The sequence below is a fragment of the Amycolatopsis sp. PS_44_ISF1 genome (assembly GCF_032335455.1).
Classification (GTDB): Bacteria; Actinomycetota; Actinomycetes; order Mycobacteriales; family Pseudonocardiaceae; genus Amycolatopsis.
On sequence record NZ_JANUXO010000001.1, the window covers coordinates 2,203,672 to 2,219,728 of the forward strand.

10 protein-coding genes are annotated in these 16,057 nt (G+C 66.2%); all 10 read right to left on the reverse strand.

All coding sequences use genetic code 11. The features are described 5' to 3' along the window. Window positions 1-131: 131 nt before the first annotated feature. Window positions 132-1,526: a hypothetical protein gene (locus NYF13_RS10095; RefSeq protein WP_315655824.1), complete on the reverse strand. Its 1,395-nt coding sequence runs from the start codon at window positions 1,524-1,526 to the stop codon at window positions 132-134. Between the two features lie 654 nt (window positions 1,527-2,180). Further along, window positions 2,181-4,304: a DEAD/DEAH box helicase gene (locus NYF13_RS10100; RefSeq protein ID WP_315655826.1), complete on the reverse strand. Its 2,124-nt coding sequence runs from the start codon at window positions 4,302-4,304 to the stop codon at window positions 2,181-2,183. Window positions 4,305-4,337: 33 nt separating this feature from the next. Further along, on the reverse strand, window positions 4,338-4,607 hold the full coding sequence (locus tag NYF13_RS10105; RefSeq protein WP_315655827.1) for a hypothetical protein: 270 nt from the start codon (window positions 4,605-4,607) through the stop codon (window positions 4,338-4,340). Further along, window positions 4,604-5,113: a hypothetical protein gene (locus tag NYF13_RS10110; protein ID WP_315655829.1), complete on the reverse strand. Its 510-nt coding sequence runs from the start codon at window positions 5,111-5,113 to the stop codon at window positions 4,604-4,606. The genes NYF13_RS10105 and NYF13_RS10110 overlap by 4 nt, the downstream gene beginning before the upstream one ends. Further along, a complete protein-coding gene (locus tag NYF13_RS10115) occupies window positions 5,110-5,757 on the reverse strand; it encodes a putative T7SS-secreted protein (RefSeq protein WP_315655830.1) in 648 nt (215 codons plus the stop codon). Before NYF13_RS10115 ends, NYF13_RS10110 begins: the two co-directional genes overlap by 4 nt. Continuing rightward, window positions 5,750-6,070, reverse strand: coding sequence for a hypothetical protein (locus tag NYF13_RS10120; RefSeq protein ID WP_315655832.1), 321 nt, complete (start codon window positions 6,068-6,070; stop codon window positions 5,750-5,752). The genes NYF13_RS10115 and NYF13_RS10120 overlap by 8 nt, the downstream gene beginning before the upstream one ends. 16 nt (window positions 6,071-6,086) lie before the next feature. Beyond that, on the reverse strand, window positions 6,087-7,301 hold the full coding sequence (locus NYF13_RS10125) for a 5-methylcytosine restriction system specificity protein McrC (protein WP_315655833.1): 1,215 nt from the start codon (window positions 7,299-7,301) through the stop codon (window positions 6,087-6,089). Then, window positions 7,298-9,100 carry a DUF4357 domain-containing protein gene (locus NYF13_RS10130; RefSeq protein ID WP_315655834.1) on the reverse strand — a complete coding sequence of 601 codons (1,803 nt, stop codon included), beginning with the start codon at window positions 9,098-9,100 and terminating at the stop codon, window positions 7,298-7,300. The genes NYF13_RS10125 and NYF13_RS10130 overlap by 4 nt, the downstream gene beginning before the upstream one ends. After that, window positions 9,100-13,149, reverse strand: coding sequence for an Eco57I restriction-modification methylase domain-containing protein (locus tag NYF13_RS10135; protein WP_315655835.1), 4,050 nt, complete (start codon window positions 13,147-13,149; stop codon window positions 9,100-9,102). Before NYF13_RS10135 ends, NYF13_RS10130 begins: the two co-directional genes overlap by 1 nt. Further along, complete coding sequence (locus tag NYF13_RS10140) at window positions 13,149-16,040, reverse strand: DEAD/DEAH box helicase (RefSeq protein ID WP_315655836.1); 2,892 nt, start codon at window positions 16,038-16,040, stop codon at window positions 13,149-13,151. Before NYF13_RS10140 ends, NYF13_RS10135 begins: the two co-directional genes overlap by 1 nt. Window positions 16,041-16,057: the final 17 nt, after the last annotated feature.

The window sequence follows — 16,057 nt, forward strand, 5'->3', positions numbered from 1 at the left end:
CTTCCTCGTTCCCGGACCGCGTTGTGCTCTCGCGCGAACCGGCCCCGGGAGACAGACGCGGTGTGAAACCGGGCGGCCGGTTCCGGCGGAACCTGACCGTGGCGTGCGAGGAGCAATCGCGCCGGTACAGCTCAGCCCTGCGTGAGCAGGTGCAGCGCGTCGGGCTGGCAGGCGAGGAACGCCGTACGCAGCGCGCTGAGCCGTCGTTGTTGTTCGGCGGCCGGCAGGGCGTGCAGTGCGGGCCAGAGCTGGGCGGCCTGGTGGACGTACTGGAAATCGGGTGTCGGCTTTCCGAGCAACAGCGCGGCCGAAAGCACTCGCGCGGTGAACTGACGTGTGCTTCGCTCGGCTTCCGCCCGGTCGAGGTAATCGTATGACCCCTCCGGATCGCCGCACTGCACCGTCCCGGCGCCCTGCAACATCCGGTTCAGCAGCTTCTCGTCGGAAATCGTCAGGTGGGACTTCGCGTCCAGCTCGCCGGCGTGCACCTGGACCAGCAGCACGTCCGACGCCTGGCTTTTCACCTCCGGAGCCCACGAGCTCGTGGTGTCCTCCTCGACCGACTTCGGCGCGTCGGCCAGCGGCGCCAGCCTGCGCAGCGCCTCCCGGCCCAGGCCGGTGAAGGCGGCCAGGGACGGTGCGTGGACCTTGGCGACACAGACGCGGGGTGCGTCCGCGGTGCAGACCGGGGCCGCGGCGGCTGCGTCGGCCAGGTAAGTCTCGTAGCGGTTCGGCGGGAGCAGCGGCAACGATCCCGCCAACCCGATGGCGATCACCGCCACCGCCAGGTAGCGGCGCCGCCCGTGGGCCATCGCGAGCACCAGACCGCCGGCGGCCAGGCCGCCGAACCAGAGCAGCTGGCCCCAGGAGACCGAAGCCGCGAGGGTGCTGAAGTCGTCGCGAAGATCCAGCCCGGGGCCCAGCAGCATGCTCCGCCCGGAGACCCCGTACGCCAGCGTCCGCAGGGTGATCAGGCCGAAAGCCGCCAGCAGCGGTGTGGTGAACACCGAAGGCGCCACGGTACCGATGCCGAGTCCGAGCCAGGCCGAGGCGATCAGCGCGAGCACGCCCACGAGCATCGCCGGGAGCCAGCCGAGGTGCTGGTAGGGGGTGTTGACCGAGACCTGGACCGCGCCGAAGGCGAACAGGACCAGGAAGGCCGCCGTCGGCGCGAGCGCGAGCGCCCCGGCGGTCGGGAGCACGCGCTGCCAGGCGGGCCGCGCGGTGGTCGAGATCAGCTCGGCCGCCCCGGGCCGCGCGGCCCGGCGCCCCTGCCAGGCCCCGACGGCCAGCGCCACCGGGCAGACGATCTCCAGGGTGGAGCGCAGGGCCGCGGTGAACCCGGTCCACTGCGAGAACGGCGAGCCGAAGCCGCTGAACAGGTACAGCAGCGACAGCAGCCCCAGCACCAGCGACAGCCCGCCGGCCAGTGGCGCGGTCGAGCGCCGCAGCTCGAGGCGAAGAATCCAGGTGCGGCCGCGCGGCCGGAGGGCCCTGGAGTCGGTGTCGAGCACCCGTGTGGTCACCAGCCCACCCCCCGCCCACCCGTCCGCCGCGCGAACGGCGCCGAGCCGCCCCCCACTGTGCTGACCACCCGCATCGATCACTCCTAGCCCCGTCGCCCCGGCGAAATCCCCGCCAACACCCGGCAAGACGCCGCCCACACTCGACTGGTTCTCGTCGCGGTGTGTCCTAAGTCACTTACGTCTGCTGGTGGCTGCGTAGACGAGCAAATTCACCGGGTCCTTCCTTGGACCGTGATCGCTTCACCGTTCACCACCGAACGCACCGACTTGCTAGAGCGGCACCGCCCAACGACGCCGAGTTCACCAAGGCCCGGCCCGACGTGGGGCTGGCCAGCCACTCCGCCCGGCCGTCGACAGCGTGCATTCGCTTCACTCTCGTCGAACCCGCCGTGACGGGAGTCAACCTCAGGTTGCGTCGAGTGCGAAACGGCGCCTGTGGCGCTGATGCTGTGGTTATAAACTGAGCGTGTCAGTCCGGCCGCGAGGGAGGCAGTACGGACCTGGACCGGCAACGGCTCCGGGTGCCCCGTTCCGCCGGATCGCGGCCTTTCCAGACCAGCCTGCGACAGCCTCCGATCTTGGTACGGACATGGCGGTCACACTGGTCGAAGTCCTCGCCGACGACGGTGGAACCGAGGGGCTGACGTCCACTCCCTACGGCAGGAACGGGCTCGGGCTGCCGCTCCACGACACCGCCAGCGCGTCACGAGCTCGGGTGCACGCCACGAAAAGCAGACAGCGTTCCTTGAGGAGGTCACTTTCGCGCTGGCGCGCGTCCACTTCGGCGGGCGTGATCTCCTTCGCGAACGGAACGGCTTTGTCGTTCACCCCAACCACCGTGACACACTGAAATTCCAGACCCTTCATGGCGTGCATGCTCGCCAGCCGCACCCCCTCGACATCCGGTGCGGGCTGATCTTTGACGCGCACCGACGGGATGCCGTCGGCCTTGAGCTGGTCGTGCACCTTGTCCAAGGTCAGGTTGAACCGGGCACAGACGGCGATCTCGGCCGAGCCCACGCCCTGCTCGATCCAGTCGCGCACGCGTTCCGACACCGCGGCGGCCTCGTCCTGTGCTGTGGGAAAACCGGTGCTGACCGGCCTTCTGCCGTGCAGCAGCGAACGGTAGCCGGCCAGGTTGTCCACGCCGTCCCCACCGAGATCGTCGACCGCGGTCCCGTCGATCACGGCGGTCGCCCACGCCAGGATCTCCGCGGTGCTGCGGTAGTTGATGCGCAGACGGCTGCTGCGGCCGGTCACCGAGATCCCGACCGAGCGCAGCGACACGCGGGAGTCGTAGATCCGCTGGTGCGGGTCACCGGTGATGAACAGGTCGTCCGCGCCGGGCGTGACGGCGGCGCGCAGCACCCGCCACTGGGCCGGGTGAAGATCCTGGGCTTCGTCGACGACAACGTGATCGAAGCGGTGGTTCTCGGACGCGCTGAGCAGTTCGGCAGCACGGTCACAGATCTGCAGGTGCGTGGTGGTTCCCGCGGCACGCAGTTCGGCGCGGAATTGGTCGATCGTCCGCCAAATCTGTTCTCGTTGCGCCGAGCGCAGAGCCGCGCCGCGCCCATGACGTTCGACGTGGAGGTAGTCCTCGCGGGTCTTCACCTGTTGCGCGAGCACGACGTGGCGGAACTCTTGGGCCAGGAACTGCTCTGACCACGGCAACTCGAGTTTGCGCGCGATTCGACGCCACATCTGGCGTTCGTCGGCGTCGGTGATCGGAGATTGCGACTGACCCGAACCCTCGCGGACGACCCGGTTCGCGTAGGCATCCACAGTGGTCACTTGCACCCGGGCCAGCAGGCCCTCGTCGTCGAGCAGCAGTGCGAGGTTCTCCCGCAAGGTCTTGGCCAGCGCGTTGGTGAAGGTCGTCAGCAGAATCCGGCTGTCCGGAGAGCGGGACAGGAGGTGCTTGACCCGATGCAGGGCCACGACGGTCTTACCGGTGCCCGGTCCACCGGTCACCTGCGCCGGCCCGTGGTAAGAGACTCGGTAGGCCACGCGCCGTTGTGACGGATGCAGGAAGACCCGCCAAGCCGCAAACGGCTTTTCCAGGATCTCGGCGAGCTCGTCCGGGCTGGTGACCAGGGTGATCCGGTTCCGGGTGTTGATGATCGCCCGGGCCAAGCTGTCGTCGCTGTCGTCGCTTTCCGCCGGACGCCGTTCGGCCACAACGTCGCGGTAGACGTCTTCCGGGGTGAATCCTTCGGCGAGGAACTGCAGCACCTCGAATTGGTCCTCGGGCAGCAGCCCGCCGAACGCGTCCAGCTGGCTTTTGTCAGTCATCGCCCGCGCAGCGCGCAGGACCCCGTCGTCGATCCCGAGATCGCGCAGCACGGTGTCGGAGTGCCTCGCGAACAGCCGGACCGGTGCCTGGCTCGCGGCCTGTTCCAACGGCGGGGTGAGCTGCTCGATAGCGACGACGTTGCGGACCTCGACCGCCCGGGTCGCGGTGTTGACGGTGTAAAGCCGCTTCGCCGCCCACGCATACGCATCATCGTGGGGAACGACGTAGACCAGCAGGAAGATCTCGCTGCCGTCGTCCGGTGCCAGCACCACCCCGCGCCAGAAGTTGGTGATGCGGATGGTGCGCATCCGCGGATCGCGGGCGTTGTCGACCGACTCCAGGTGCAGGCCCTTGTCCGCGTACAGCTCGGCGACGGTCAGTTCCTGGAATTTGCGCATCGCTTTCTTGACCCCGGCCTTGACCTGCTTCTCAAGGGTGTCGTAAGCGTCCCAGAAGGTCTGTGCGAACCCGAGCTGCGGCATGGTCGTGAATCATACCGACCCGATCGGAACAAGTCAGTGATCTGAAAGTTCTTCCGCAGGCCACCTCGTCAGGAACGCGCCAAGGGCGTTGTCGATGAGGACGCCTCGGGCAGTGGGTTCGTGGCCGGTGCCGAGATGTTCCGTGAAGGCGTCTCCCAGAACGTCGATGACTGCTTCCTGCTGCTCGAGCGTCGGCTTCGGCTGCTTTTGGAGGGCGCCCAGCAGCTCAGGATCGCGCTGACCGAGCACCTCGACGACAACGTCCCGGAATTCTGCGGGGAGTTCGTCGAACACGGTGGTCACTCGGTCCTCCAACCGGCCCGTGACCGCGCCCAGGCGGTGACAATCTCGCCCTTCTCGTTGAGATTCACGATCGCATCCTTCCCTGTGAAACGGTACGTGCCACCATATCGGTCGGGTTTGTACCGCGGGGCCTTGACCGGGTTGTTGACCGCATCGTGAGCAGCGGCATCGTTCACGCCGTGCCCGTCGCGGCCGGCCATCTGGGTCTCTCCATGTTCGGTCTTACCGGATATTCCCTTGGGTGGCTCGAACGGCGGCTCCGCAGCTCCGCCACCGGTCGCACTCTGGTTGGTCTGCATCGGCGACACGTGGTCGTCGCCGGCCGCGTTCTTCGCGATGTTCATGGCTCCGGCGGCTGCCATGCTGCCTCCGGCAACCATCCCGGCAGCAGACACGACGTTCAGCGGCACGCCCGCGATCGCGCCGACCCCGGTGGCGTCGAGGACAAGTCCTGCACCCTCGCCGGTCGCGCTGATCATGGTGAGCCCGATGCCGGCGGCCGTCATAACCGCATCACCTGGATGGTTGACGACGGCGTTGAGGACAGACGCGGCGCCGTTGAGCAGGTGGCTGCCGGTGTCGGCGAAGAAGTTTCCGACGTCATCGAGCCAGCTCGAGCTCTGGGGCGCTCCTTCGGTCGCGTCCTGGATGGCACCGGAGACCACGTGCCGACTTCGTTGAGTTGTCCGCGGGCTCGGCTGAGGGTGTCCCAGGCAGCCTGGCGGGCCGCTGCGCCGGGGTCGTTGAACGTCGGGACAGGCTGGCCGCTCGCCGCCGCTTGAGTGACGTCCTGGTCGTGCTTGGCTTGCGCCTGCCGAGTCGCAGTTTCGGCTTGTGCCCAGGAAGCGATGGCCTCGGTCGCTTGCCCCTGGGCCCAGCGCAGCGTGGTGGCGTAGTGCTGCAAAGCATCGGCCGTGGTCAGCAACGCGTCTGCCGCTTTGTACCATTTGCCCGGCTCATAGGAGAACTTCTCGTGGAAGGTGCGGGCGGCTGGACCTTGCCAGGCACCCGTGTCAATGGCCTTCAGGCCCTCGGACGCGCGGCCGGCCTGGTCCGCCCGGGTGCGCAGTACGCGAACGTTCTCCTCGATCGCCTCGGGCGTGCCGACGACCAGCTCAGCGGGATCTTGCGTCTGACCGAGCTCAGCCATCGCTGACCACTGGCTCGCCGGGGTCGATCTTCAGGGTCCGAGCTGCAGCGTCGTCGTTCGTCCGGTACGCCTGAGTTGCTTTGGTGAGCACGTCACTGATCGCCTCGGCGTCATCGGTGAGCGTGTCGAGACCATCGCTCCACCGCACACAGAAGGCCATCAGCGAGTCGTGCAGCCCGGAGTGTCCGTACATGTCCGAGTTGCCACACAGGTTGCGGAGCTCGAAGCTCTCCTGGCCCTCGATGCTCTGCCGGATGCCGGTCGCCGCTTCATCGAGCTTGTCGAGCTCTACATGGAATCCTGGCCCGTCCACTGCGCCGCCCTCCTCGTCAGTGCCGCAGATACCGTATCTCCGGATGGAGGAAGCCGGCCAGTTCGTCCACCGACCGGCGCAGTTCATCAGGTGATTGATCGAGGTCCAACACGTGCTGATGAATCACGACGCCCGCGTGCCGGACGCGGTGCGTCGCGACAGAACCGCTGCCCGCGGCGTAAACGAGATGGCCGGCGGAAACGCCAAGTGCGGTGCAGTAGGCGAGCATCTGGTACAGATCGGCGTCCGGGAACCCCGCCGGTTTCTCGGCTTTGTACTTCGCGTCGGCGACCGCGAGCGGCGTTCCGTCGTCGGCATAGCGGACGAAGTCCGGGATGATCCGGATCGCGTGCTGTTCGTCGAGATGGTGCCGCGCCTGACTTCGGCAATATCCAGGCAGCGGGGCCAACGACTTGCCGAGTGCGGTGGTCACGAAATCCTCGAAAACGCGTGCCATGTCGAAAAGAAATCCATTGACGGTGACCTCCCCAGGCCCGCTCTCGACGGACGAACCCCGCAGCACAATCTCGGCGAGCCGGAGGGCGGGGTGATAGCGGGCGTTGAGCCGGCTGGGCTGCCACACCGGGATCTCGGTGCCTCGCCGGACCGCGGTGATCTCACTCAGCCGGGCGCGCAACCGGAGGAGCCGTCCGCGGACGTCGTCGGGGGTCCCTCCCGGAGTCCGGAGCAGGCTTGCACACGCCGCACGCAACAAGCGGTTCTCGGCGATGTCCTCGGTGAACTCGTCGTGCGTCAGCTCCAGCGGCACGAGCCGTCCGTGGTGCCGGCGGGCCTGTTCGCCCATCCGAACCCGGCCGCGCATGACGAGCGCGGTTTCGTCCACGCTGATGTAGCCCTTGAGCAGCCCCTGGCGAAGCGCGGTCTCGGCCTGCATCGCGAACAGCCGGGCGAGCGCGGGCACCAGATCCTCGTCGGGACGCACCTGGACGTCTTCGTCACGCCAGCCCGCGCCGTTCCGGCTGAAGCCCAGCAGGTAGAGCAGCCTGCCGATCGGGACCTTGGGCGTGATGCGCAGGTCCAGCGAGCCGCCGCCGGGCAGGTGCACCGCGGCGACACCGACCGTGCCTTTGGCCCGGATCCGCCAGTGTCCGGGTACGAACGGATCGGGCGCTGCCTCGACAACCTTCGACGCCGCGAGCGCGCGCCCCGCAGCGTCGTCGAGCGCGACCGACACCGCGGTCCCGTACTCGACGAGCGGCGGGATGATCACGACTTCGCGATGCTCGAGCGCAGGCCGGGCAAGCCGTACAGCTTCTCGATGCCGACATTCTCGCCGTAGTGGTGTTCTTCGAGCAGCGGGAGGATCTTCGTGCGCCACGTGCGTTCCAGGCCGCCGTCGCGATACACGCCGCGCTTCATCAGATAAGACGGCCCGATCTGGAAGTCGGGATCGCCGATGCGAGCGTTGAGTGAGTCGAGCAGATCGGCAGGCTCGGCGTCCCGGCCTTCGCGCTTCAACCACCGTCGCAGCAATCCACTGGTCGGTTCGAGCCGCGGCGAAAGCTCGACGAACGCGAACCGGCGGCGCATCGCGGCGTCGACCAGCGCGATCGACCGGTCGGCGGTGTTCATGGTCCCGATGATGAAGAGGTTGGACGGCAGCGCGAAGTTGTCGGCCGAGTACGTGAGCCGAACCGACCGGTTGCGATATTCCAGCAGGAAGTACAGCTCGCCGAACACCTTGGCGAGGTTGGCTCGATTGATCTCGTCGATCACCAGGAAGTGCGGTATGTGCCGGTTGCCTTCGCTCGCCGCAAGATCGGCGAGTTCACGCAGCGGCCCGGCAGTGATCCGGAACGCGACGTCGCGGGTCTTGGGGTCCTCCTGAGGCCGGAAGCCCTCGAAGAAGTCCTCGTAGGCGTAGGACGGGTGGAACTGGACGAGTTTGACCTGTTCGGGGCCGCCGCCGAAGAACTCGGCCAGCTTCAGCGCCAGGTACGTCTTACCCGTTCCGGGCGGACCGTAGAAGATCAGCTGACGATCGTCCCACAACAGGTCGCGGACCTCTCTGAGCCAATTGACGTCGTGGACCAGCAAGTCCTTGGCCAAGGCATCGTCCGGCTCGGGCAGCTCCAGTTCACGGCGGGCGAGCGCCGCCAGCTCCAGGCTGGAGTCGCCGCTCGCATCTTCGGCGAGTTCCTCATTGCTGCGCCCGAGCCCGGCGACCAGCCCGGCGACCGACGTGAGGTCGACGACATCCTGCTGGATCGAGAGCTTCTGCTGGAGTTCCTCGGGAAGTTCCGCGTAGTGATAGCCGACGCTCTGCCATTCCGCGGGCCGTCGTAAGTTCGACCGCCCGCCGTCCGAAGCGATCTGGGTGGCGTCGCCGGCGATCTCTCCGACGTAGAGATCGCCGTTGGAGATCGCGCAGATCGTGTCACCTGGCTTCATCTTCGACAGGAAGGCGTGCAGTTCGTCCACGAGCTGCTGCAACGGGGTGTAGGCGAGGATCGACTCGTAATCCTCTTCGACGACCGCGCGAAGCCGGTCTTTGGTCAAGCCGTCGTCGATCCCCTCACGCAGCCGACTTCCGGCGAGGCTGACCAGGCCGTCCGGCAACCACAGCCGCTGAACGAGGTCGAAACCGGCCACATTGGACCCTCGGACGAGCCAGGTTCGCTGGGCCGTTTGCCATGACGACTTGAGGTAGTCGGACAGCGGGAATCCATCGGCAGACGTCCATTCATGCCACCCGTTCGCGCTCCGCCCCAGCAGGATCTCCGCCGCAGCCGACGGGGAGTTGCATTCGATGTCTTCAGTCGTCTCCAAGTACCCGTGCCACTTCTCGGACTCGCGCATGCCGCCCGCGACGATGATGCGCTCGCGGCTCGTGTTCGACGACTTCATGTGCACCCGGAACGACGGCACCGTCTCAGACCGCGCTGGCGAACCGGCGAGCACGACGAACTTCTGACTGCCGTTGGTGCCTTTTTCCTGCAGCAAACGCCCGTGTGCGAGTGGCCCACCGCGGGGAAGCTGGAGCTGAAACTCGGGATACTCCTCGGCCATCAGGCCTCCTCACTCGACGCGGTGGCTGCAGGGTGGCGGGGACCGTGACCGGGCGGAGGGTTGAGGGTGGAGGTGTAGTTCTCGCCGTCGATGAGGGGGTTGTCGAGACTGACACCGGCTTCGGCCATGCGGTCGTACTCGGCGAGGATCAGATCCTTTGTGCGGTAGGTGCCGTACTTGGCCTCGTCCTTGCGCTTGACAATGGGGAAGGTGTCCAGGATGTAGTCTACGTCTTCGCGGGAGATGCCGTAGAGATGGAAGAAGAGAGCATCAAGTTCTGCGCGGATCACGACACGCCGCTCGTCATCCCAACGGAACGGCGCGCCCACACTTCCGATATCACGAGCAAACGGGGTCATATCATAAGTTGTATAAATTAATTCCAATACGCGGGCACGTACATACGACTCATGGAATCGCAGGTCACCCATTGCTGGCACTGGAATCTGATGCGACGTCCCCTTTGGTATGCTCGGCTGACTCAGACTATTGCGAAGTGCATAATCATACGAGAAAGCATTAAATACCGCCAGAAGTAGCACTAAGTCACTACTTTTTGGGCCAGTGCACAATATGATGCCATACGAGGCTGCGCCATATGGAATAATCGAAGCAATACTTGTCCGCTCATCATTATTTCGAGCCACACGCCTATGGCCAAGGAGTCCTGATTTGCAGTGAACCCCTTTTCTTCCAAGACGATTTGCAGTCACCTCGGCATCGGCCCAGTATTGCGGTTGAACGACTCGTTCGGGGCGACGAAGCCGGTCGTCATGGGGCTCTTTCTCCCCCGCAGAGTAGGAAAATTGGTGATCAAACTGGTGTATCATGCGCCCCTCATACAAAGGAAGGAGCTTATCCTCATCTTTAGTGAAGACTTTACCAGAAAGAATCCACCCATCTTTTACGAGCACTTCGCGCGCATGCAAGAAGTGAGCATCGTGAGTTAAGTTAAATAAGCCTTGCGACAACAAAACACCCCACGGGTTCCAGTCACCTTGGCCATGTTCGTCGGGCTCCTTGATGAGGACTGGGACGCGACGGTAGATGCCTAGAGTGATTTCGGCATCGCGACGCGAGCGGAAGATGGGGCACGTTCCGGTGTTCGGGTTGAGAAGCGTGATCTCCTCGGGAGTCAGCGTGAATGCTTTGTCAGCATCGTCCAGTTCGGCAGGATCGCGGAGGAAGAAAGCGAACGAGGCCGAAGGCTCTCGGAGCGCTTGGCCGACGACGGACAAGATGCAGAACTTATACGAGCGATGAACCTCCGGAAAAATCGCTGCTGCGTTCTCGAAGTCGTAGAGGGCGGCAAGGGAGCCATGCTGGACCAGGTTCTTGAAGAAGTACTGGGTCCGGGCGTCGGTGGCGATGCCGGTCGGCACGATGACACCTGCTCGGCCGCGGGAACCGGTCATGAGCTGCGTGGTCTCGGAGAAGACGGCATACGTGTTGAGGTTGCCTTGACCGGTGAGCGGTACGCGGCCTGACCGGCGCAGGAAGTGACTCTCGGCGTAGACCGCACGCTTCGCGTCCGAGTAAGCCTTGAAGAGCGGCTGCGTGTCGGGGTCATCGCTGAGTTCCGCGATGAGCTTCTTCCGGGTGTCCGCTTTGCCGACCGCGGCGATCGCCGGCGAGCGCTGGGCGAAGAACTCCTGCTCCTTCAGTTCGACGCTGTCCCACGGCGGATTGCCGAGCACGCAGTCGAAGCCGCCGCGCCATCCGGTCGCCATGGAGTGATCGCCCTCGGAGACTTCGAAGACGTCAGGAAACTCCAGATGCCAGTGGAAGAACCGGTACTGATCACGCAGCCGGACGATCTCCCCGTGCGTCGCCCGAGGCACTTCGGAGGTCGCGGAGTTCTCGAGTGATCGAAAGATCTTGTATGTCACCGCGCGCGGGCTGTCGGCGGCCTTGATCCACATGAACGCCGAGCACCAAGCATCCGCGAGATGCAAGGCATCAGTGTACTCCGCCGCCCCGGTCCACGAGGCGTAGTCGGCGGCTTGCCGACGCACCTCGCGAAGCTTGTCGGCGCTCTTCGCGGTGATGCGTCGCACGTTCGCGGCGAAAGCCTGGTTGGTGACCGTCACCGAGGTGTCCTCGATGTCGAAGAGACCGAACTGGCCGTCTCGCTCCTCGATGTGGGTCTTTTCCAGCAGCTTGGCAAACTTCTTTTCGTCGCCTTCGGTGGCAATGAACGCGCTGTCCGGGATACCGCCGCGCAGCAGGGCCGGAGTCGCACCGATCAGTGCGTTCCCGCACTTGATGTGGACGTCCAGGAAGTCCAGCGGCTTGCCGGGCTCCAGAGCCTCCAGCCACAGCGAGACCTTGGCCAGCTCGACCGCCATCGGATTGAGGTCAACGCCGTAGATGCACTTCGCGATGACCTCGTGCAGTGCGTGCTGGACCGCGCCGAACGTCGGCTCGGGGTTACGCTCGCGAACAGCCGCCACACGCTTCGCGATCCGGCGGGCAGCGGCGACGAGGAAGTGGCCCGAGCCGCAGGCCGGGTCGCAGACCGTCAGGGACAGCAGCTCGGCCACGATGGAATCTGAGGGATCCGGATGGCTGGCGTTGGTCGCAGCCTCCTCACCGCGCTTGACGGCGTCGTCGAGGACGGGGTCAAGCGTGGTGTCCAGCAGGCACGCGATCAGCGACGACGGCGTGTAGTAGGACCCTGTCGTCTTCCGAGCGTTCCCGGCGATCGCGACCAGCTCGAACTCGCGGTCCACCGCACTGTGCCGTGGAACGAGCTCCAGCAGCGACTCGTAGATCGAGCCGAGCTCTTCGGCATCGAGGTGACGGTAGTCCACCGAACGCCATCGACGGGAGCCCGCGTCCTGGACCTGCGCGAGGTGCCGAACCGCCGACAAAAGGAACTCATTCGACAACGACAGGTCGTGCAGAGGAGCGTCGGCCGGCGTGTCGTCGAAGATTCCGCCGAGGCCCGGCAGCCCAAGCTCGGGTCGGCCGTCCTCATCGCCCAATGCGTCAAGGACGATGCGCAGCGCACGGTAGAGGTCGTCGTGCGCAGTGCCCTTCCGCCGTCGGGCGTGAGCACGAAGTTTGGCCGTCGAGAAGTACCGCGCGTACCGTTCGCGAGTCTCGTCACCGGCCGCAGGGATGTGCAGGGCGTCGCGGTCGTCGGCGACGAATACGAACAGCAAGCGATAGACCAGTCGCAGCAACGCGCTGTGCAGTGCGCCAACGTCGATGTTCTCGCGCAGCGTGGAGTTCGCCGGGTGGCGAAGGAAGCCGGTGCCGAGGGTGGTGATCGCGTTTTGGACGCCGTCGCGCAAGCTGTCCAGCGCGCGGGTGCCGGACGCGATTGCGTCCACCCGCCACTTCTCCAGCCAGCACGTCGACGGCGCCGCGTCCTCCGCGACATCGAACCGCGAGACGTGCAGCAGCCGATACAGCAGGACGAACTCGCTGAACAGCTCACCGTCGAAGATGGCGTCCAGGTCGAACTCTACGTAGGACGCGGCCGCCAGGGCACTGGAGTCGCGCAGCAGTCGCAGCTGCCGGCCATTCGTGACGACGCCCCACAGGTGGGCGTCCGTGCGGTTCAGCAGCTCCTGGACCAGTGACTGCGCCGGGACGCTGCCAGCGCCGTCCGGCCGCTTGTCCAGCGAGACGTTCCACGGCGCCAGGTGGATGGGCACGTGGTTCCAGCGATGACTGATCGCGAACGCCTTGGTGCCGTCGTCTGACACGAGTCCGGCGGCGCCCAGCCGGGTCAGCCGGCCGAAGCCGAGCTCGTCGAACAACGGCAGCAGCCATTGCGATACGGCCAGGCCGGTGGGGTCCGCGGGTGTCTCGGCATCCGGAGCGATCGGGAGCTGGGAGCGCAGCTCGGTCCACAGCGACTTCAGGTAGTCCCAGTGGCGTTCCGCATCGTCGCGCACGGAACGTGATCCGATGACCCGGTAGTCGGCCGGCGTGGAACCGGCGACGCCTTTGCCTTCGGAGATGCGAAGGAGCATGTCGGCGGGCAACAGGCTGTTGACCGGGTGGACCGCGTCGAAGTTGCGAGTGGTGCTGGACATCAGGCGGCACCTCCAGAGACTGGCAAGTAGACGTAGGCGCCGAGGATGTCGGCCGGCCTCTGCGCGACGACGTTGACTCCGCGGACGATCTCCGCGGCGGCGCGGCGGGCATCGCGGTGGGATTCGAGCAGGTCGGCGGCGAGTTCGTCGCCGTAGTTCTCCAGGTACGACTTCGTCTCGTCGAGTGCATCCAGCACCCGGCCCATCGTGCGGATGGCGAACTCGCGGTCGGTGTTTTCGTCCGCTGCGAGGTCGGCCAGCTCCAGTGCATCCTCCGGAGAGAGCCAGACGGCCTTGGCCGGTGCACCCTGGAACGCGACCAGCCGGGCGTCCTCCGCCACCAGCTGCCGCTCGCCTGCCCGGGACGGCAACGTCAAGTGGAACCGGTAGCGCACGAGCAGCAGCGTGGTCCGGACATCGACTGCCCTTGTACGGATCACCCCACAGCGGCGGGCGGGGCGCGGGCCTTCGGTCTGGTCGTCCAATGCCGCGTTGAGGACGTAGCCCGCGATCGCACCGACCACCGGGTCGGTACGCACCAGCGCCGCTTCGCCGCGTGCCACGGCCGAAGTGGCGCGAAACGGCACCGGACGACCGGACTCGACGGCGTCGCCGCCGACAACCGGTGCGACGGCGTCACGGAGGCCGACCGGCGTGCCGCTCAGGTCGGCGGTGAATCCCTCATCGTCCTTGCCCAGCACCGCCTCCAGCGAAGCCAAGGCTTGCCGGGTGAACTCGCGTACCTCGTCCGCCCGGCCCAGGGTGTCGCGGATCGCCAGGACCTCTTTGGCGACTTCTTCGGGGCGGATCGTGCGCTGCGCGAAACGTGACCGGGACGCCTTCTCTCGTTCAGCGGCCGACTTCCAGTCCGCCTCCAGTTTCCCGGTCATCTCGCTGATCGTCTCAATGTCGAACAGGCTCGCCTGTTCCGGCTTTTCGTTGCGCATCAGCAGCCACTCGACGACCGCGTTCGTCACCCCGGATGACGATTCGTCCGGCACCGACACCGAGATGCCCAGGTCCTTGCGGATCTGCCGGTGCTTCTTGATCAGCACTTCGAGGACCTTGCCGTCGATGCCGTTGTCGCTGCCGTACAAGGTGATGACCTTGACGGTGTCGCGCTTCTGACCGAACCGGTCCACCCGGCCTTCACGCTGGTCGTGGCGGGTGGGGTTCCACGCCAGGTCGTAGTGCACGACGGCGTCGAAGTGGTGCTGGAGGTTCACGCCTTCGGAGAGGCAGTCGGTAGCCACCAGCACGCGCCGGGCCGCCGGTTCCTCGCCCGCCAGGTCGGCCAGCTCCTCGATGCGCTGCAGTCGCTGCTGCGGCGACAGCGTCCCGGTGACCGCCCGCACGACGGTCTTGCGTCCGAGCTTGCCTTCCAGCCGATCCGCGACGTATTCGGCAGTCGGGATGTACCGGCAGAAGACGATCGGGTGGTACCCGTCGGCCAGGAGCGTCTTGAGGTGCTTGATCAGCGTCGCCAGCTTCTTGTCTTCCTCTGGACCCTCCAACTCGGCTGCCCGCTCGGCGAGTTCGGCCAGCCGGGCACCGGCGTCCTCGGTCTCGGCGCCCGGGGCGACGTCGAGGCCTTCCAACGCATCGGTGTCACCCGAGTCGCGGGTCAGCGGAGCGCCCAGCCGGTCAACCTCCTCCGCGGTCGCGGCAGCCGCCGTCGCGGACCGGGTGCGCAGCGTCTGCGCGGCTGCGCGCGGTGAGGAAACCAGCGAACGCAGCAACGCGATCGCCGACCACCAAGCGATCCGGGCCTCCCGCTTGCCGCGGTCGCCGGCAGCGGAGACGCGCTCGCTCGCGTAGGCGATCGAATCCTCGAGAAGCGATCGGTAGGCTGGCGAGAGCTTGTACGTCTCGTCCTTGAAGTACCGGTCGGCGGGGAACTTCTTGTCCTCTCGGAGATTGTTGTCCGTCAGGCCGTCTTCGGTTGTGAGGAACTGGCGCACGTCCGCCCGCTTGCGCTGCACAAAATGCCCGGCGAGCAGCCGTCGCCCCGCGTCGCTGTCCAGTTGGACACGGGCGAGTTCGGGCTTGAGCAGCCCGAGCAGCGCACGGAACGCGCTTTCCTTGCCGCTGTGCGGGGTGGCCGTGACGAGGAGCAGGTTACGTTCTTCGTCCGCCGCGACCTTTTGCAGCAGCTCATAGCGAAGCTGGTTCTGGGTGGACGTGTTTTCCTCGGCAGCGACACAGGTGTGCGCCTCGTCGACGATGACCAGATCCGGGCAGTGCTTCACGAAGTCGTCACGGTGCCGGGTGGACTTGATGAAGTCGGTGGACACGATCACGTTCGGGTACTTGTCGAACAACGACTGCCCCAGCTCAAGCCCACGCTCCAATTTGGACACCGTGGAGGCGAGGACCAGCTCGGCGTCCATGCCGAACTTCGTGCGCAGTTCCTCCTGCCACTGCTCGGCGAGCGCGGGCGAGCAGAGTACAGCGAGCCGGCGCGCGCTGCCCTGGGCTAGCAACTCGCTCGCGATCAGCCCGGCTTCCACGGTCTTCCCGATCCCGACGTCGTCGGAGATGAGCAGCCGGACCACCCGCTGGCGCAGCGCCATCATGAGCGGGACAAGCTGGTATGCCCGGGGCTCGACCGCGATGCCGGCCAAGGATCGGAACGGCCCGGCACCGGAGCGAAACCCGATCCGGAGGGCGGAGCGGAGCAGACCCGCTGCTTGCGAGTCGCCCAGGTCGTCCGGCGACGGCGGCTGGAACTCGGCCCCACGAACGTCCTCGAACGCCGGGAACACGGCGGCGATGTCGTCGTCGGCGCCGCCGAGCGGGCGCAGCACCAGCATGTCTTCGGCGCTTTCGGGCAGGACCACCAAGTCCCGTCCGCGAGCGGAAACCAGTGAGCCGGCGGTGTAGGTCGTCATCAGTCAAAGTCTCTTTC